15 protein-coding genes are annotated in these 17,784 nt (G+C 54.3%); 6 read left to right on the top strand and 9 right to left on the bottom strand.

The window, feature by feature from the left end; translation table 11 throughout:
- Positions 1-16: 16 nt before the first annotated feature.
- Positions 17-1,555 carry a sugar ABC transporter ATP-binding protein gene (locus NG99_RS03335; RefSeq protein WP_052130538.1) on the bottom strand — a complete coding sequence of 513 codons (1,539 nt, stop codon included), beginning with the start codon at positions 1,553-1,555 and terminating at the stop codon, positions 17-19.
- Positions 1,552-2,205, bottom strand: coding sequence for a DUF2291 family protein (locus tag NG99_RS03330; RefSeq protein ID WP_034888410.1), 654 nt, complete (start codon positions 2,203-2,205; stop codon positions 1,552-1,554). Before NG99_RS03330 ends, NG99_RS03335 begins: the two co-directional genes overlap by 4 nt.
- Before the next feature lie 643 nt (positions 2,206-2,848).
- Between NG99_RS03330 and NG99_RS03325 the strand changes: the two genes are divergently transcribed.
- From NG99_RS03325 to NG99_RS03310, 4 genes are all read left to right on the top strand, one after another.
- Complete coding sequence (locus tag NG99_RS03325) at positions 2,849-4,414, top strand: FGGY-family carbohydrate kinase (protein WP_034888408.1); 1,566 nt, start codon at positions 2,849-2,851, stop codon at positions 4,412-4,414.
- 40 nt (positions 4,415-4,454) lie between these two features.
- Complete coding sequence (locus tag NG99_RS03320) at positions 4,455-5,987, top strand: glycerol-3-phosphate dehydrogenase (RefSeq protein ID WP_034888406.1); 1,533 nt, start codon at positions 4,455-4,457, stop codon at positions 5,985-5,987.
- A 15-nt stretch (positions 5,988-6,002) separates the two neighbouring features.
- A complete protein-coding gene (locus tag NG99_RS03315; protein ID WP_034888404.1) occupies positions 6,003-6,935 on the top strand; it encodes a sugar phosphate isomerase/epimerase family protein in 933 nt (310 codons plus the stop codon).
- A 78-nt stretch (positions 6,936-7,013) separates the two neighbouring features.
- Positions 7,014-7,973 (top strand): sugar-binding transcriptional regulator, encoded by a 960-nt coding sequence (locus tag NG99_RS03310; RefSeq protein ID WP_034888402.1) that lies wholly within the window; start codon positions 7,014-7,016, stop codon positions 7,971-7,973.
- 60 nt (positions 7,974-8,033) lie between these two features.
- Here the strand turns inward: NG99_RS03310 and hemN are convergent, their stop codons facing one another.
- Together hemN and yihI are read right to left on the bottom strand one after the other, a co-directional pair.
- The gene (gene hemN, locus NG99_RS03305) at positions 8,034-9,401 is read right to left on the bottom strand and encodes an oxygen-independent coproporphyrinogen III oxidase (RefSeq protein ID WP_034888400.1); all 1,368 of its coding nucleotides are present in this window, start codon (positions 9,399-9,401) and stop codon (positions 8,034-8,036) included.
- Positions 9,402-9,658: 257 nt separating this feature from the next.
- Positions 9,659-10,192: a Der GTPase-activating protein YihI gene (gene yihI / locus NG99_RS03300; protein ID WP_034888398.1), complete on the bottom strand. Its 534-nt coding sequence runs from the start codon at positions 10,190-10,192 to the stop codon at positions 9,659-9,661.
- A 555-nt stretch (positions 10,193-10,747) separates the two neighbouring features.
- Here yihI and yihA point away from each other — a divergent pair.
- Positions 10,748-11,368 carry a ribosome biogenesis GTP-binding protein YihA/YsxC gene (gene yihA / locus NG99_RS03295; RefSeq protein WP_034888396.1) on the top strand — a complete coding sequence of 207 codons (621 nt, stop codon included), beginning with the start codon at positions 10,748-10,750 and terminating at the stop codon, positions 11,366-11,368.
- Positions 11,369-11,457: 89 nt separating this feature from the next.
- Here yihA and NG99_RS30480 read toward each other — a convergent pair whose 3' ends face one another.
- The 5 genes from NG99_RS30480 to NG99_RS03275 form a co-directional block, all read right to left on the bottom strand.
- Entirely contained in the window at positions 11,458-11,505 is a 48-nt protein-coding gene (locus NG99_RS30480) for a spot 42 RNA, inhibition of DNA synthesis (protein ID WP_071892919.1), read from the bottom strand.
- 295 nt (positions 11,506-11,800) lie between these two features.
- Complete coding sequence (polA, locus tag NG99_RS03290) at positions 11,801-14,587, bottom strand: DNA polymerase I (protein ID WP_034888394.1); 2,787 nt, start codon at positions 14,585-14,587, stop codon at positions 11,801-11,803.
- Between the two features lie 422 nt (positions 14,588-15,009).
- Entirely contained in the window at positions 15,010-15,639 is a 630-nt protein-coding gene (gene dsbA, locus NG99_RS03285) for a thiol:disulfide interchange protein DsbA (RefSeq protein ID WP_034888393.1), read from the bottom strand.
- Positions 15,640-15,693: 54 nt separating this feature from the next.
- Positions 15,694-16,680, bottom strand: a complete 987-nt coding sequence (locus tag NG99_RS03280; protein ID WP_034888391.1) for a serine/threonine protein kinase — start codon at positions 16,678-16,680, stop codon at positions 15,694-15,696.
- 74 nt (positions 16,681-16,754) lie between these two features.
- Positions 16,755-17,024, bottom strand: a complete 270-nt coding sequence (locus NG99_RS03275) for a YihD family protein (protein ID WP_034888389.1) — start codon at positions 17,022-17,024, stop codon at positions 16,755-16,757.
- A gap of 78 nt (positions 17,025-17,102) precedes the next feature.
- On the opposite strand from NG99_RS03275, the gene mobA reads away from it, so the two are divergent.
- Complete coding sequence (gene mobA / locus NG99_RS03270) at positions 17,103-17,699, top strand: molybdenum cofactor guanylyltransferase MobA (protein WP_034888387.1); 597 nt, start codon at positions 17,103-17,105, stop codon at positions 17,697-17,699.
- The last annotated feature ends 85 nt before the right edge of the window (positions 17,700-17,784 follow it).

Here is a 17,784-nt window from a genome sequence, read left to right as displayed (position 1 = left end):
CGTCTCAATCTGGACATCAGGCCACAAGGGATTCGCCAGAGGCGGCCATAATGCGTTCTTTGCTGACGCTGGAATCGAAAATCGCTGAAATATGGCCTTTGTGCATCACCACAATGCGATGGGCTACGCTCAGACACTCTCCCACTTCCGAGGTGGAGTAGATAACGGCCAGCCCTTCACGCGCCTTCTCCGCCAGCAGGCGAAAGACCTCTGCTTTGGCGCCAATGTCGATGCCGCGACTCGGTTCATCCAGCAGGATCACGCTGGGATGGGTGGCCAACATTTTGCCGATCACCACCTTTTGCTGATTGCCGCCGGAAAGGGAACCAATTGCCGCCTCGCCGCCAGAGGTTTTCACCGTGACGTTACGAATCGCCTCCTTAACCAGCTCTTTTTCTCGTCGCGGCGACATAATTAATCCGCGAATAAATTCGCCGATGCTCGCCAGCGTCAGGTTTTCACCCACCGTCATGGTCTGCACCAGGCCATCCCGCTGCCGATCTTCCGGCACCAGCGCCAGCCCTTGCTCAATTCGTTCGCCGATACTCAGTCCGGTCACCGAATTCCCTTTCAGCAGGATCTCGCCGTGGCTGCCGGACAAACGGCCGGCGATAGACTCCATCAGCTCGGTCCGCCCGGCGCCCATCAGGCCATAAATACAGACAATCTCCCCGGCTTTCACCGACAGCGACAGGTTATCCACCAGCCGGATGCCGCCCGTGCCAATCACCGTCAGATCGCGAACTTCCAGCGCCACCTCGCCCATCTCATACCCCTGCGGCGGGGAGCCAAGATCGAAGCGATCGCCCACCATATTGCGCACAATCCACGCCAAATCGATCTCACTGCGATCGGCGGCGGCGGTCATCGCGCCGTCACGCAGCACCACTGCGCGATCGGTGATCTCCAGCGCCTCTTCAAGGTGATGAGAGATGTAAACAATGGCGACGCCACGGGCGGTAAGATCGCGGATGATTTTGAACAGCACCTCGACTTCCACCGCACTGAGTGCAGAGGTAGGTTCATCCATAATCAGGATTTGCGCGTTGACCGACAGCGCACGGGCGATTTCAATCACCTGTTGCTGGCCGAGCCGCAACGATTCCACCGGCGTCAGCGGGTCGATGTCCTCTTCCAGCGCCAGCATCAGTTCACGGGTCAGGCGAGCCTCTTCGGCATAGTCCACACCAGTGGCCGTCATAATCTCGCGGCCTATAAAGAGGTTATCGCGCACATTCATATTGGGAGCCAGGTTCAGCTCCTGATGAATAATGGCGATACCGCAGGCGCGGGCATCATTGGTGGAGTGAAACGTTTTCGGCTCGTTGTGCAGCAAAATTTCGCCGGAACTGGGGGTGACGACGCCGGACAAAATCTTCATTAGTGTCGATTTACCCGCGCCGTTTTCACCAAACAACGTGGTCACCTGTCCGCGACGAATATCAAAATTCACCCCTTTCAGCGCGTGCGTGGAGCCGTAGATTTTGCTGACATTACGTGCCGAGAGCACCACTTCGCCAGTCAGCGCCGAGGGATTGTGCTGTGCTGCGCTCATTTAACCTCCAGACTCACCGGCGTGATCAGCCAGCTGGTTGGCGTCAGCAGGCGGAAGACTCCGATCGCTTTTAACGTTTTTCCATTTAGATCCTGCCCTTTCAGCGGGTCCAGCACGCTGGTCTTCATTGCCCGGTTAATGGCCGAGCCGGCATTTTGATAGTCGATCTGGTTTTTGAAATCACCAAACTGAATGGTGCCAGGCGCATCGCGTAGATCGGTGCCGTTGATGGCCGGGCCGGTCTGCATACGAACGTGGACTTCCTCCGGTAGCCCCTCGACTTTCAGGTCATAAATGCCGCTTTTACTGGCACCGGCTACCGCATTGAAGGAGACGGAAAACACCGGCATAGAGGAACCGACGCCGTATTTCTGCGTGGCGGCCTGCTGGTCGGCCTTAAGCGCGTCATACAGAACAGCAGCCTCAACCGCACGAGATTCGACACTCTTTTTAATTTCAGGAAAGGTGCGGAGACCGTAGCTCTCAGGTGAAAAACCCTGCTCAGCCACGTTTTCCGCCGAGCCGATCTTCACCACTTTGGTATCCAGCGCAATGGCCGCCAGCACCGCCAGCGTGACGACGGTGGCGATGGCCGCTCGCCTGCGGGTTCGTGCTTTAATCTGCACAGGTAAAGCGGACGCAGTGTTCATTTTGCTGACCTCGTATTAACGCTTGTGGCCCCTGCCAGATGTTGCTGGCAGGGTAGATACCCGCTCTGCACATCCTTTTTCGTAGCAGATAAACCGACGCCTGATATGTAACGGCTATGTGTTATAAATGTGATAACTACCTGGTTGAAAATGTTATATGAGGCGGGGATTGTCAACACGGACTGCTCATTTTTTTTCCAGTTGTCGATCTGGATCTCTCTTCTGCTGTTTTTCGCTATTTTTCATGCTATCTGGCATCAAATCCTGCGTTAAATTTCACAGAACAATGGCTTAAACCTCCCTTAAAACCGCACAAAATAATGAATATTATTGTTTATTATCATGTAAATAACAACGAATCCACCTTGTGATAATTACCCAGATCACTCGCCTTGCCTCCTCTCCTTCCCTACTGGGGTATCCTGCGGGTTGACTTGCTTAACACGCGGTCAAAACGTGATCTGAATCGACATCCCACACGAAATTTATTTTTTTATTAGAAATTAAATACAGTATTAGTGTTAACTGTGTGATAGAAAAATCAGGCTACCCACCGCCTTAGAATTAACAATAAAAAAACACATAAATAACAAAACCCTCTTCATCTGGCGTCAGTGAACGTCATCACCCTTTGGAGACCTGCATGGATAACCGGGAGATTATTGTCGGGATTGACGCTGGCACTTCCGTAGTGAAAGCGGTGGCTTTCGACCCCGAAGGCAGGCAGCTCGGCAGCGGGGCTGTGCGCAATCATTATCAGAGTGGAGCGGAAGGATCTGCACAGCAGGATATGGCGCGTACCTGGCGAGATTGCGTGAAAGCGATCCGCTTGCTGTCGCTGGAGGTGGCAAACCTGTCCCAGCGAGTAGTAGCGATAGCGGTAACCGGACAGGGCGACGGTACCTGGCTAGTGGGCAAGGCTAACCAGCCGGTAGGCGATGCCTGGATCTGGCTGGACGGCCGCGCCGCGCCGACAGTGCAAAGGCTGAAGGACGATCCTGCTGCCAGAGCGCGGTTTGAAGCCACCGGCACCGGATTAAATACCTGCCAGCAAGGTGCTCAAATGGCGCATATGGATCGCTATTTTCCGGCATTGCTGAATCAGGCGGAATGCGCCCTGCACTGTAAAGACTGGTTGTACCTGAACCTGACCGGCATCCGGGCGACCGATCCTTCAGAAGCCAGCTTTACCTTCGGCAATTTCCGCAACCGGCAATACGACGACCAGGTCATTGAGGCGTTGGGGCTGACGGCTCACCGGCGCTTACTGCCGGAGATTGTGGAAGGCACCCAGGTAACTCATCCACTGAGTGCAGAGGCTTCCCAGGCGACGGGCCTGCGTGAAGGTACACCGGTTTGTCTGGGCTATGTCGATATGGTGATGACAGCGCTGGGCGCCGGTGTCCATACCGGTGAAGAAAACACTGGCTGCTCTATCGTGGGGTCCACTGGGGTGCACATGCGTGCCGTAACAGCCGATCGCGTCTGGTTAAATCAAGAGCAGACGGGCTATGTCATCGCCCTGCCCATTCCCAACGTGGTGACCCAGGTGCAGACCAACATGGCGGCCACGCTGAACCTCGACTGGGCGTTGAACCTGGCGGCCTCGCTGATCAATGACTTTGGTGGCCAGGTCGATCACGGCATGTTGGTTAAACAGATTGATCGCTGGCTGACTTCCGCCCCGCCAGACTCCCTGCTGTTTCATCCCTATATCTCTGAGGCCGGTGAGCGCGGTCCCTTTGTCAATGCGGAGGCTCGCGCCAGCTTTATCGGCCTTAAATCCCATCACGGCTTTGCCGACCTGCTGCGTTCGGTCATAGAAGGTATCGGTCTGGCTGCTCGCGACTGTTATCAGGCCATGGGCGACATCCCGCGCGAGATCCGCCTCTCCGGCGGCGCAGGCCGTTCGGCACAACTCCGGCAGATCTTTGCCGCAGCGGTAGGTTCAACGGTCCGTATCAATGCCCGCGAAGAGGCCGGTGCAGCAGGGGCCGCCATGATGGCTGCCGTGGCAATTGGGGCTTATCCCGATATGGACGCCTGCGTAAAAACCTGGGTTACGCCGCTACTGGGAGCCAGTGAACAACCGGAGCCAACGGAGCTGGCGCGTTTTACCGCGCTGTATGACAGCTATCGCCTGGTACGAGATGTGCTGCCGCCCGTCTGGGGCGGATTGCATAACGTGCGTAAACGCTTTGAAAACTGATGTTACACGGGGCGATACGTCCGCCCGTGAGGAGTGAAAAATGAGTGAAGCACCTCTGCTGGACCTGTTTATCATTGGTGGCGGAATCAATGGCGCGGGCATTGCGCGTGATGCTGCAGGCCGCAACCTGACCGTGATGATGTGTGAAAAAGATGACCTTGCCCAGGGCACTTCCTCCCGCTCTGGGAAGCTGATCCACGGTGGTCTGCGCTACCTGGAATATTATGAATTCAGGCTGGTGCGTGAAGCGCTGATCGAGCGCGAAGTGCTACTCAACTCCGCCTGCCACATTATCTGGCCGATGCGCTTTGTGCTGCCTCACAGCCCACAGGATCGTCCAGCCTGGCTGGTACGGCTGGGTTTGTTCCTGTACGACCACCTTGGCGGCAGACAAAAACTGCCGGGCACACGCACCCTGAATCTCAAGCGTGATCCAGAAGGCGCACCGCTGATGGATAAATACGCGCGTGGCTTCGAATACTCTGACTGCTGGGTTGATGATGCAAGGCTCGTCACGCTGAACGCCCTGGATGCTGCCGAACACGGCGCCACCATTCTTACCCGAACCCGTTGCCAGGCCGCGGTGCGCCGTGCCGATCACTGGGAAATTACGCTACAGGATATTACGCATGGCACCACCCAAACCGTCCGGGCGAAAGCACTGATCAATGCAGCGGGTCCCTGGGTGCTGGATATCATTCAAAACGTCACCCACAGCCAAAGCAGCCGTAAGGTGCGGCTGGTGAAGGGATCGCACATTATTGTGCCGAAATTCTGGGAAGGCCAGCAGGCTTATCTGGTGCAAAACCATGACAAGCGCGTGATCTTTATAAACCCTTACGAAGGTGACAAAGCGCTGATCGGCACCACGGATATCCCCTATGACGGTCAGGCGGAAAGAGTTACCGCAGATGATAGCGAAATTCAGTATCTGATGGATGCGGTCAATCGTTACTTCAAAGTGAAACTGACGGCAGAAGACGTTATCACCAGCTTCTCCGGCGTGCGTCCACTGTTTGACGACGGCAAAGGGAACCCTTCCGCTGTGACGCGTGATTACCTCTTCGATCTTGACAGCAAAGGGGGCGCGCCGTTGTTGCATGTCTTCGGCGGTAAAATCACCACTTTTCGCAAGCTGGCTGAACATGCCCTACAACGCCTCAGCGGCTACTTCCCGCAGATGGGCAAGGACTGGACCCTCAGCGCAGTGCTGCCGGGTGGTGAAATCCCTGACGCTGATATTGAAAGTTTTTCACAGCAGCTTAAAACGCGCTATCCGTGGCTTCCTCATGAACTGCGCAAGCATTACACCCGCCTGTATGGGGCGCGCAGCAACGTGTTGCTAAGCAATGCCACCACGCTTGAAGGGTTGGGACGCCACTTTGGCGGGCAACTTTACGAAGCCGAGGCTCGCTATCTGGTCAGGCATGAGTGGGCACAGCAGGCGGAGGATATTCTGGTCCGCCGCACCAAGCACGGCTTGCATCTCACGGCGCAGCAGCAGCAGCAGTTCACGGCCTGGTTTACTGAACAGTTTATCAGCGAGCCTGTCAGGCTTGCGGGCGCGGGCTGAGGGACGGAGGCAAAAATGGCACTGACACTCTCACTGAATACCAATCCGCTGGTGAACCGCTTCGCGGAGCCAGAGGATCTGATTGACACCGTAGCGCAGCAACTTCGCATCCGTGACCTTCAGCTGACCCATGAGTTTATCAATCCAGGCTGGCCTGCATCGCTAATCCGTAGCATGACAAGGCGGATGAAGGCTGCGCTGGCTCGCACTGGTGTGCAAGTGACATCCGGCATGACCGGCCCGTACGGCAGGCTGAATCATTTCGGGCATCCCGACCCTAATGTCCGCCGGTATTACGTGGAGTGGTTTAAAACCTTTGCCGATGTTATCGCCGAACTGGGAGGGAAGTCAGTCGGCTCCCAGTTTGCCATCTTCACATACCGTGATTTTGACGATGCCGGGCGGCGTGAGATGTTGACCGGGCAGGCGATGGAATGCTGGAGAGAGGTAGCGGAACACGCTCAGGCTGCCGGGTTGCAGTATTTGTTCTGGGAACCGATGAGCGTTGGGCGGGAATTTGGAGAAACGATCGGCGGCTGTCTGGCTTTACAACAGCGGCTTGAGGCGGCGCAGATGGCTATTCCAATGCGGTTGATGGCGGATATCGATCATGGCGACATAACCTCAGACAATCCGCTGGATTACGATCCCTACGCCTGGGCTGAGTCTGTGCCGTGCCGCTCGCCCATCATCCATATCAAGCAAAGTATGCAGGATAAGGGCGGTCATCGTCCTTTCACCGCAGAATTTAACGCCAGCGGGCGCATCCAACCCCAACCCCTGCTGGACGCGCTGCAACGCGGGGGAGCAAAAGATAACGAGATCTGCCTGGAGCTGAGTTTTAAGGAGCGCGAGCCAAGCGATCGCCTTGTCATCCAGCAGATCGCCGAAAGCGTGGCTTTCTGGCAGCCGTGGATTGACACCGGCGAGCAGGATCTGCACTTGTGACGCTGGACATCAGACGCTGAAGCGGTAAGGTACATCCAACTTTTTCGGGCATGGTCGCCCACAGGACAGAGGTATGCGATGAGACAGACTGTTGCCCCCAGAGACGCAGAGGATTCTCTCGCGCTGCGCGCTGCGTGGCTTCACTACGTGGGCGGGATGACTCAGGCAGAAGTGGCAAAGCGGCTGGGATTGCCGTCGGTAAAAACCCACCGAATGATCGCCAGAGTAGTGGCTGAAGGCGCGGTGAAGATCAGTATTGATGGCGATATTGTGGAATGCCTTGAACTGGAAAATCGACTGCGGACGCGTTTCGGGCTCAGTTTCTGTCAGGTGGCGCCAGACCTGGCGGAAGAAGGTCTGCCGGTTCGGGCGCTGGGCATGGCGGGAGCGGATTTTTTACGTTCACAGCTGCTGGCCAATCCCGAGGCGACCATTGGCCTCGGACATGGTCGTACGCTTGCGGCGATGATCCAGCAGATGCCGAGAATTGATGCCAGTCAGGTGCGCTTTGTCTCCCTGTTGGGCTGCCTGACCCGCAGTTATGCTCTCAATCCCCACGACGTGATGCACCGTATTGCTGATAAAACCGGAGGAAGCGCCTACATTATGCCCGTCCCGTTTTTTGCCAACACTCAGGAAGATAAACAAGTCCTGCTGGCACAAAGTGGGGTCAGCGAAATCTTTGCTCTGGCGCAGAGTGCGGCACTTAAACTGGTGGGAATTGGGACGGTCGAACCTGCGGCACAGTTAGTTGAGGCAGGCATGATCCAGGAGGATGAGATACGCGATATTTCGGCCTCTGGCGCGGTGGGTGAAATCCTCGGGCACTTCATTGACAAAAAAGGCTATCAGGTTACCACGCCGCTAACCTCGCGCACCGTCGCCGTGTCGCTGGATCCGAACCATAAAGAGCGCATTGTGGCCATTGCGGGTGGTTCTGGCAAAGTCGCGGCCATCCGCGCCGTTTTAAAGGGCGGAATCCTGCACGGCCTGATTACTGATGAGAAGACCGCAGAAGCACTACTCGCGGCAGAGTAGCCCTTTTCTCCGGTATTGCCTTCGGGCGACTCGCCCACCAACGGGGCAAGCGCCGAGGGATTAAATCGCCCGCGAGAATTGCTGCATACGCGCCTTCTGCCGCAGGTAGACGTCAAAGCACATACAGACATTCCTGACCAGCAAACGGCCCTTAGCGGTCACCTGAAGGCCCTTCTCGTGCCGTTCCACCAGCCCATCCTTAATAAATGGCGCCAGCAGGGCCAGATCGTCGGCAAAATAGTCGCTAAAGGTCTGCTCCCTGGTATCGAAGTCAGCAAAATTCAGTGAGAAATTACACATCAGCGCTTTAATCACGTCGCGACGCAGGCAATCATCGGCAGACAGCTTCACGCCGCGCCATAATGCCCGTTGTCTCTCCGCCACTGCGGCATACCAGGCTTTAAGCTCTTTTTCATTCTGTGCATAGCTGTCACCGATCATGCTGATGGCTGAAACGCCCATTCCCAGCAGATCGCTGTCGCCCTGCGTGGTGTAGCCCTGGAAATTACGGTGCAGCTTCCCTTCCCGCTGGGCGATAGCCAGTTCATCATCGGGACGGGCAAAATGATCCATACCGATAAACTGATAGCCTTCTCCCGTCAGCATGGCGATGGACTGTTGCAGAATATCCATTTTCTGCTGGGCGGAAGGTAAATCTGCCTCTTTGATTTTGCGCTGAGCGGCAAATAAGGCAGGCATGTGCGCATAGTTAAACACGCTCAGCCGGTCCGGGTTAAGCGCGATGACTTTCTTCAGGGTGAAAGCAAAACTCTCCGGCGTTTGCATCGGCAGACCATAAATAAGATCGAGGCTGATTGAAGCAAAACCAACCCGGCGAGCCCGCGCAATAAGATCGACGATGGTCTGTTCATCCTGGACGCGATTGACCTTCTCCTGCACCTGCTTGTTGAAATCCTGTACGCCCATGCTCAGGCGGTTGAAGCCTGCCGCGCGCAAATGATCCAGCACATCCAACGCAATCTCTCGCGGATCGACCTCAATCGACATTTCCGCCCCCTCGCTGAACGAGAAAGACTGGCGCAGGAGATCCATCAGCCGGGTGATCTGGCTTTTATTCAAATAGGTCGGCGTGCCGCCGCCCCAATGCATCTGGCTAACCGTTCGGCCACGAAACAGCGCTGCGCGGGCCTGAATTTCCACCGCCAGCGCATCCAGATACGCATCCGCTTTATGCTGCTGACGCGTGACGACCTTATTGCAACCGCAGAAGTAGCAAAGGCGATGGCAGAAAGGAATGTGGATATAAAGGGACAGAGGCCGATCGGGATAGCGGTTTGCCGCCTGCAGAAAGGCCGCCTCGTCATACTGCCCGGAGAACTCCAGCGCGGTCGGATAGGAGGTATAGCGGGGACCGGAGATGTTGTACTTCTGGATCAGATGCTGATCCCATTCAATCCTCTGCGTCATATCGTTCACTCCTGGATGGGCGTCTGGATGCCGGCCGTCGGGTGAGAGGAGAATGCCTGAAAGGCTGGCGGACGGTCGCTCGGTGCAGTCGGGCTTTCAGCCGCGAAAGACGACGTAGTTTAACGAATAACCGGCCCAGGCTGCAGAGCAGAATCAGCACGAAAATTGATCCAAGCCAATTCATTCGCAGAGAAACCCTCAGGAATGGGCAGCGCAAGTTTGCGCCACCTCAATTTTACCCAGCAAAGCAGGGAAGACTACTGGCCGCCTTTCAGCAGACGATACATATCTTCTTCCGCCTGCTCATCCTCAACGTCGTCGTCCAGCGCAATGCCCAGCTGTTCCATCAGAACGTCGATGCGGTCAAGAGTCTGGTCAAGCCAGGCCTGGTCTTCCGCAGGCAGAGTCTCTCCTTTTTCCAGCCGATCCAGCAGCGCATCCAGACGCTGGTCGTTTTCCAGCTTCGCCAGTTCCTCTTCAGGCGACAGGCGACTCTTTTTCTCTTCCGCTGGCCTGGCTACCTTAGCGGTCTTTTTAACGGACTGAGTCTCAGCCGCGACCGGGCCCAGCGCTATCGCTTTTTTGCTGCCAATGCGCGGATCTTTGCTTGCCGTGCTGCCGCTGCTTTTCTGGCTGGCGGCGACGGGATTCGCCCGGCTGCCGGAAGCATTACCGCGATGTTTTTTTTCACGCTTACGATCGCGAGCTTCCGCGTTGACTTCGTCGCGCGATTTACGCTTGGTTTTTGCTGCCGGTTTCTTATCCTGGGGCGCGCGTGCGGGTTGCTTCATGATTTCTGCTCTCAGACGATTTATATTCAGTATAGAATTGCGGCGGAATCTAGCAGAAAGCAGACGAAGAAAAAAGGCGGCAGGTCACCCTGTCGCCTTTTTTCGCACCTTCCGCAGAAGGACTAACTTAATCAGCATCCTTTTTGGCATGCAACATCCCGGTTTTCCTTTGCCTGAGAGTCTCGTCCTGAGCTCAATCCTTTCCCTGATGCGTTGACTCCCAACGCCATTCCTTCCCTGCTCCGCATCGCCTGATGCCCCTGAGCGCTTCTTCCTGAAGAGAACCCTCCTGGCTCTGGCAACTACTTTAGACTAAATGGTCAAACTCACAAGGTAGCCTGGAGAACAAACTTGCTCACCTCAGGCACGAAAATCACCCAACCAATTGTTATAAAATGATTTATAGTTTCATCCCTGATTAAAAAAGAGGAAAGTGCTGGCAAAATTAATAGCCAATCTCTTACAAAACCGGAACAGCAAAAAAGGTCGGTTGGGCGCTTTCATTCTATACAGGGTATACTCAGCGCAATTGACCTTATATCTGGAGTTTTTATTTTGTCTGGCTGGAATTATCACGTTACTCATTTTGTCACCAGTGCCCCTGACATTCGTCACCTTCCAGCCGATACCGGTCTTGAAGTTGCGTTTGCCGGTCGCTCCAATGCAGGAAAATCCAGCGCGCTCAATACGCTGACCAATCAGAAAAGCCTGGCTCGCACCAGTAAAACGCCCGGACGCACGCAGCTGATTAACCTTTTTCAGGTAGCCGAAGGCTATCGTCTGGTCGATCTACCGGGCTATGGCTACGCGGAAGTGCCTGAAGAGATGAAGTTGAAATGGCAAAAGGCGCTGGCTGAATATCTGCAAATGCGCGAGTGCCTGAAAGGCCTGGTGGTGCTGATGGATATTCGTCATCCGCTGAAGGATTTGGATCAGCAGATGATTCAGTGGGCCGTGCAAAGCGGCATCGAGGTGCTGGTACTGTTAACTAAAGCTGACAAGCTGGCTTCCGGCGCGCGTAAGGCGCAGCTAAACGCCGTGCGCGAAGCGACGAAAGAATTTGTTGGCGAGGTTCGGGTAGAAATGTTCTCTTCCCTGAAGAAAATCGGCGTTGATAAGCTGCGCGATCAGCTCGATAGCTGGTTTAGCGCACTGCCGCCAGCGACCGAGGAATAACAGCCCGCCAAATGGGATTGAAGGGCCTTCGGGCCTGACTGGCGCCCAATAAAAAACGCCCCAGTCATAAGACTGGGGCGGCTAAATATTCAGCCAAATCCGATTACGTGAAGTAAAAGGTCTGAAAGATAGAACATCTTACCTCTGTACCCTACAACTCAAACTCTACATGATTTTTTCGGCCCTCAAAAGGGTTTTTTGTAGTTAATTTTCATAAAACACCGCGTGTTATCCAACTCAGGTCACATAAAACGATTCTGCCTGTAGCTAAATTACAGAAAAAATGCTTTCAGGTGAGGCGGTTAGGTGAAATTCCGTGCGGGATTGCCGCATATCCTGAGGCTGAACCGATTAAACAAAGCATTTTCTTATGGCTGAAAAATGAGACTGAATTCGCTATAAAATCAGTCCCATCCGCTGCCAGCTGCGACGTTAGTGAGCCTGCTCCCAGTTATCGCCAACGCCAATGTCGACCTGTAGCGGCACGTCCAGCTTCATGCTGTTCTCCATCAGCTCGCGAATTTTTACCGTTGCCGCCTCCACTTCAGACGCTTTCACTTCAAAAACCAGTTCATCGTGCACCTGCATAATCATCTTCACGTCTGTCGAGGCTTGTGGCGTCAGCCAGCCATCGACGGCAATCATCGCTTTTTTGATAATATCGGCAGCCGTGCCCTGCATCGGCGCATTGATCGCCGCCCGTTCAGCCGCCTTACGGCGTATTGCATTGCTGGCGTTGATGTCCGGCAAATAGAGGCGTCGGCCGTCCAGCGTCGAGACATAGCCCTTCTCCGCAGCCTGCTGGCGCGTGCTTTCCATATACTCAAGCACGCCAGGGTAGCGCTCGAAATACAGGTCCATATACCTTTTTGCCTCACCGGCGCCAATGTTCAGCTGTCGGGACAGGCCAAAGGCGCTCATGCCGTAGATCAGGCCGAAGTTAATTGCTTTCGCGCTGCGACGCTGCTCGCTGGTCACCTTGTCCAGCGCCATCCCGAACACTTCGGCGGCCGTTGCCCGGTGAATATCCTTGCCTTCAGCAAACGCGCTCAGCAAGCCTTTGTCCTGCGAAAGATGCGCCATAATGCGCAGCTCAATCTGCGAGTAGTCCGCCGCCACAATCTTGTGGTCTTTGGCGGCAATGAACGCCTGACGGATACGGCGCCCCTCTTCATTTCTCACCGGAATATTTTGCAGGTTTGGGTCCGTCGAGGAGAGTCGCCCCGTCGCGGTAACCGCCTGATGATAGGAGGTGTGCACTCGCCCGGTGACAGGATTAATCATCAGCGGTAGCTTATCGGTATAGGTTGACTTGAGCTTCGCCAGACCGCGGTTCTCCAGAATCACCTTAGGCAGCGGATAGTCCAGCGCCAGCTCGGCCAGCACTTCTTCGCTGGTTGATGGCGCGCCGCCCGGCGTTTTTTTGGTAGGCTTAATGCCCTGCTTTTCAAAGAGAATAGTTTGCAGCTGTTTAGGCGAGGAGAGGTTGAACGGCTCGCCAGCCAGCTCATGCGCCTTTTGCTCCAGCTCAGCCAGGCGAACGGTCAGCTCCTTCGAGTGTTCGGCCAGAATGTCCCGATCGATCAGCACGCCGTTGCGCTCAATGCGGGAAATAACCGTGAGCAGCGGCATTTCAATATTTTCGAATACCTGCTTTGGCCCCGTCTCCTTCGCAAGCTTGGGCCACATCTTCAGATGCAGCTGCAAAGTGACATCAGCATCTTCAGCCGCATAGTGCGCCGCCTGTTCCAAATCGATCTGGTTGAAGGTCAGCTGCTTTTTGCCCTTGCCGGCAATGTCTTCAAAGGAGACGGTTTTATGATTCAGCCAGCGCGAAGCCAGCGTATCCATATCATGGCGCCCTACCACGCTGTTCAGCGCATAAGACTCCAGCATGGTATCGAATTTAATGCCCGCCAGCTCGATGTCGTAGTTCTTGAGCACGCCACGGTCGTATTTCAGGTTCTGGCCGACCTTCAGCAGCTTCGGGTCCTCCAGCAGGGGCTTAAGACGCGCTAACACGCTGTTGCGGTCCAGCTGGTCTGGCGCATCCAGGTAGTCATGAGCCACGGGAAGGTAAGCCGCTTCGCCTGGCTCCACGGCAAAAGAGAGGCCGACAATCTTGGCGCTGAGGGTATCCAGCGAATCCGTTTCCAGATCGAAAGCAAACAGCGGGCTGTCTTGTAATTTCTTCAGCCAGCGTTCAAACGTCTCTTCATCCAGAATGGTGACGTAGCCGTCAGCAGACAGCGTGCTGGTTGCTTCCACCTGCTCTTCAACCTGCCCGACCAGCGCTTTTTGCGCCGCAGGATTGCTCTTTTTCCCCTGAAGCCATTTCCCTTCTTCCAGATCGGCGATCCACCGTTTGAATTCATACTGACGGAACATGGCCAGCAGCTCTGCAACGGCGGGCTCATTGACGGTCAACTGCTCACACGTCAATTCCAGCTCCACGTCCGTTTTTATGGTGGCCAGCTGATATGAGAGGAAAGCGAGTTCTTTATTTTCCTCCAGCTTCGCGGCCATCGTTTTCGCCCCGCGGAACGTCAGGCCAGCGACCTTATCCAGATTTTCATAGATAGCGTTAATCCCGCCTAACCCTTGCAGCAGGGCCTGGGCCGTTTTCTCACCCACGCCCGGCACGCCGGGAATGTTATCGGATGAGTCGCCCATTAGCGCCAGGAAATCGATGATTAAATCCGGGGGAATACCGTATTTTTCCACGACCTCATCCGGACCAAGAATAGCGTTATTCATGGTATTAATAAGCGTGATATCGGGCGTTACCAGCTGGGCCATATCTTTATCACCGGTGCTGATTAATACCGGCAGCCCTTTTTTACCGGCCTCAAGCGCAAGCGTACCGATAACGTCGTCCGCTTCCACGCCGCTTACCGCCAGCAGCGGCAGCCCCATTGCTTTGACCATATTATGCAGCGGCTCGATCTGCGACCGCAGATCGTCCGGCATAGGAGGACGGTGGGATTTGTAATGCTCAAAAAGCTCATCGCGAAAGGTTTTGCCCTTGGCATCAAAAACCACGGCCACATGGCTGGGCTTATATTGCAGCAGCAGGCTGCGCAACATATTCAGCACGCCATACATCGCCCCAGTAGGCTCGCCCGCGCTGTTCGTCAGCGGAGGGAACGCGTGGTAAGCGCGATAAAGGTAAGAGGAGCCATCTACCAAAATTAGCGGGTTTTCTGCAATCTGTGCCATAAGTCGTCACGTTCTTCGTTGGTTTTTTCAATAGGCTAAGGATGCCACAGCTGAGCCATAAAGATGAAATAACCTGAGGGATAAACTTCAGCGGGCGGCTAAATTTGCGGGAGGTGACGCAACAACAAACTGTGGATAACTTTGTGCGTAAAATTGCTAATCTATTTGCACAAACAGAATATAATATTTCTTTAATATTAAAAATTCAACAATTTCATTAAGTTAACAAAAATATTCTTACGATGACGCAGGGCATACGCAATTGATTTTATGTGGATATTAATTATTCCTTCGGGCAATCGCACAGGATCTATCCCTCTGGATCAGGCGCTTCCCAGCGTAATTATTTGGTCATCTACGCCAGCGTAGCCTTAAAACAATAACGCCGGCATTCAGCCGGCGTATGACAACATGACGTGGAATCACTTCTGCGTCAGCAGGAACTTCACTACGTTGGCATATTGCTGTACATAGTTGTCCATCGAGCTGGTATCCAGGCCGCCGTTGTTAACCATATATTTGCCGTTAACAAACATCGCCGGAACGCCGCGCAGATCCACATCCTGGGCCGCTTTTTCCTGCTGGGCAACCAGGGATTTCACCACAAAGCTGTTCCAGGCCGCATCGTACTGCTCAGGAGTGATTCCAGCCGCCTTAACGAAAGCGTCTTTCAGGCTTGCCGGATCGGTGATGGTCTGAGTCTTCTGGATACCATCAAAGAGTGGGGGAGTCACTTTTTCTTCCACACCCAGCGCCATGGCGACTGCCCACGCCTGAGTGACCGTTTTGCCCATGTCGCCGCCCAGGAACTCTACGTGGTATTTGGTGACTTTAGTGTCGGCAGGCAGGCCTTTCTTCACCGTATCGCTAACGTGCCAGACGCGTTCGAACTCATAGCAGTGTGGGCAGAAGAACGAGAAGAACTCAAGGACCTGTGGTTCACCAGTGGCGGGCTTCTGCATCGTCACGTACTGCTGGCCATCCGTAAACTGGGCTGCCGACGCGCTGAAGGCCAGAACCAGACCAACTAACGCAAACCAAATCTTTTTCATCGTGAAACTCTCTCCTAACAGCAAAAAGGGGCGGACCGGAAAAGACGGTCGGCCTTAGAATGCGGGCGTCAGCTGTAGCGGGGGCTCCTGCAACAACCGGGCCTGCTCGTTAAATAGTGAAATTTGCCTGCGCCAGAAATCTTCATCCGTCATCCACGGAAAACTTGCTGGAAATGCAGGGTCTTGCCAGCGGCGAACGACCCACGCCAGATAATAAACCATCCTCATAGCGCGTAAAGGTTCAATCAGTGACAATTCGTGTGTGTCGAACTCACAGAACTCACCGTAGGCCTCCAGCAGAATATCCCATTGCAGACGTTGTTCCTGAATATCGCCATTCACTAACATCCACAGATCCTGCACGGCAGGGCCATTGCGGGCATCGTCGAGATCAACAAACAGCGGACCATCACGCCAGAGAATATTCCCGGGATGACAGTCGCCATGCAACCGCAGCGGCTGCCACTGAGTATGCCAGCATTTTTGTAAAGTTGTGCCTATCAGCCTGACGCTGGCTAATAAAGCACTCTTAAGTTTGATCGGAATTAATTCACTGGCTTCAAGAACCTGGAGCGGCTCGGTGATGTACTCTTCCAGGCCAATTGTAGGGCGGACGTTAAAAGTGCTTTTTTGCCCGGTCTGATGGATGCGCCCAAGAAATCGCCCTACCCATTCCAGATGCTCGTAATTATCGGTTTCATACTGTCTGCCGCCCAGGCTTGGGAAAACCGTATACCAGTAACCCTGATGCTGATGAAGCGTTTTCCCATGTAAAAGCAGAGGTGCCGCCACGGGAATCTCATCAGCCAGCAGCTCGGCGGTGAACTGATGCTCTTCTTCTATCTGCTGTTGAGACCAGCGCTGAGGGCGGTAAAACTTCACCACATAACGTTTTTTGTCTTCGTCGGAAAACTGGTAAACCCGATTTTCATAGCTATTGAGCGCCGTTAAGCCTGACTCCACGCGGATTCCGGTTTCCCACAGCGCATCAAGGATCGCGTCAGGGTGTAAATGTTGAAAGTTAAAAGCAGGTTCTTTCATCCGGCATACTCGAGGCTTGAATTAGCCGTTAAGAATATCACTAAACGCGGTCGGCCATGGATGGCAACGGGGATTTAATCTTTGATTACCCCTCTGGCGCGAAGAAGAGCGGTCTTAAAATCCTCTTCATAGTCTTTTTTAATACCCGGAATTTGTTCACTTTTGTCCACGCCCCGCATTTTGAGGTGATAGATCAGGATATCATCAGTTAGATCGCCGAGGGGGCCAGTAAAACCTGACTCAGAGGCCAGTTTCTGCAAAAATTGCATCAGATTGAGATCCGGCTCTTTTTGCCACTCAGGCTGCAAAAGTGAGATCAGTTCATTAAGACGGTGATTTTTCATGGCAAGGCTCCTTGTGGTCAGAATAATACGCCAGGTTATCAGCTTTAAATCCATATGAAAAGAGGGGTATTGCGGCGCATGAATCAGCCAGTACAGCCTATAACAGAGGACATAACGGGCGTTATCCTCGCTGGCGGCAAAGGCTCAAGGATGAACGGTGAGGATAAGGGCCTGGTTTTGCTGAACGGCAAGCCTCTTTATCAGCATGTTCTGGCACGCCTGCGGCCACAGGTTACTAAGGTCATTATCAGCGCCAATCGTCATAGCGAACGCTATCGCGAGAGCGGTTGTGAAGTCTTCTCCGATACCTTTTCCGGGTTTGCTGGCCCGCTGGCAGGAATGCTGGCCGCTTTACAGCATAGCGAGACAGAATGGGCGGCATTTGCTTCCTGCGATACGCCCTTTCTTCCGCAGAACTTAGTAGAGCAGCTTTGGCAGGGAAAAAGAGAGGCCAAAGTAGCCTGGGTGCGCAGCGTCGATCGGGATCATCCCACGCTGGCCCTGATGCACCGGAGCGTGGTTCCCCTGCTTGCTGCGTATCTGCAACGTGGAGATCGCAAGCTTATGTTTTTCCTTAAGGAAATGGGAGGCGTGGCCGTCAGTTTTGAGCAGGCTGAGACTTTTATTAATATCAATACGCCTGAAGATCTCGCGACATATCAGACAAAACGCTGAGTATCCTGTGGATTCAGGAGGCTTAAAACGCAAAAAGGCCACCCTTCCGGGTGGCCTTCTTACTTATTTGATGCCTGGCAGTTCC

The sequence above is a fragment of the Erwinia typographi genome, from assembly GCF_000773975.1.
GTDB lineage: Bacteria > Pseudomonadota > Gammaproteobacteria > Enterobacterales > Enterobacteriaceae > Erwinia > Erwinia typographi.
The sequence above is the reverse complement of the archived record's forward strand: the minus strand, read 5'-3'. Positions and strand labels throughout refer to the sequence as shown.

Excerpts from the sequence above, each read along its gene's own strand:
- yihI (WP_034888398.1), bottom strand. The coding sequence starts at position 10,192 with ATGAAGCAACCCGCACGCGCGCCCCAGGATAAGAAACCGGCAGCAAAA.
- polA (WP_034888394.1), bottom strand. The coding sequence starts at position 14,587 with ATGGCACAGATTGCAGAAAACCCGCTAATTTTGGTAGATGGCTCCTCT.
- NG99_RS03335 (WP_052130538.1), bottom strand. The coding sequence starts at position 1,555 with ATGAGCGCAGCACAGCACAATCCCTCGGCGCTGACTGGCGAAGTGGTG.
- NG99_RS03280 (WP_034888391.1), bottom strand. The coding sequence starts at position 16,680 with ATGAAAGAACCTGCTTTTAACTTTCAACATTTACACCCTGACGCGATC.
- hemN (WP_034888400.1), bottom strand. The coding sequence starts at position 9,401 with ATGACGCAGAGGATTGAATGGGATCAGCATCTGATCCAGAAGTACAAC.
- dsbA (WP_034888393.1), bottom strand. The coding sequence starts at position 15,639 with ATGAAAAAGATTTGGTTTGCGTTAGTTGGTCTGGTTCTGGCCTTCAGC.
- NG99_RS03320 (WP_034888406.1), top strand. The coding sequence starts at position 4,455 with ATGAGTGAAGCACCTCTGCTGGACCTGTTTATCATTGGTGGCGGAATC.
- NG99_RS03330 (WP_034888410.1), bottom strand. The coding sequence starts at position 2,205 with ATGAACACTGCGTCCGCTTTACCTGTGCAGATTAAAGCACGAACCCGC.
- NG99_RS03310 (WP_034888402.1), top strand. The coding sequence starts at position 7,014 with ATGAGACAGACTGTTGCCCCCAGAGACGCAGAGGATTCTCTCGCGCTG.
- NG99_RS03275 (WP_034888389.1), bottom strand. The coding sequence starts at position 17,024 with ATGAAAAATCACCGTCTTAATGAACTGATCTCACTTTTGCAGCCTGAG.
- NG99_RS03325 (WP_034888408.1), top strand. The coding sequence starts at position 2,849 with ATGGATAACCGGGAGATTATTGTCGGGATTGACGCTGGCACTTCCGTA.
- NG99_RS03315 (WP_034888404.1), top strand. The coding sequence starts at position 6,003 with ATGGCACTGACACTCTCACTGAATACCAATCCGCTGGTGAACCGCTTC.
- mobA (WP_034888387.1), top strand. The coding sequence starts at position 17,103 with ATGAATCAGCCAGTACAGCCTATAACAGAGGACATAACGGGCGTTATC.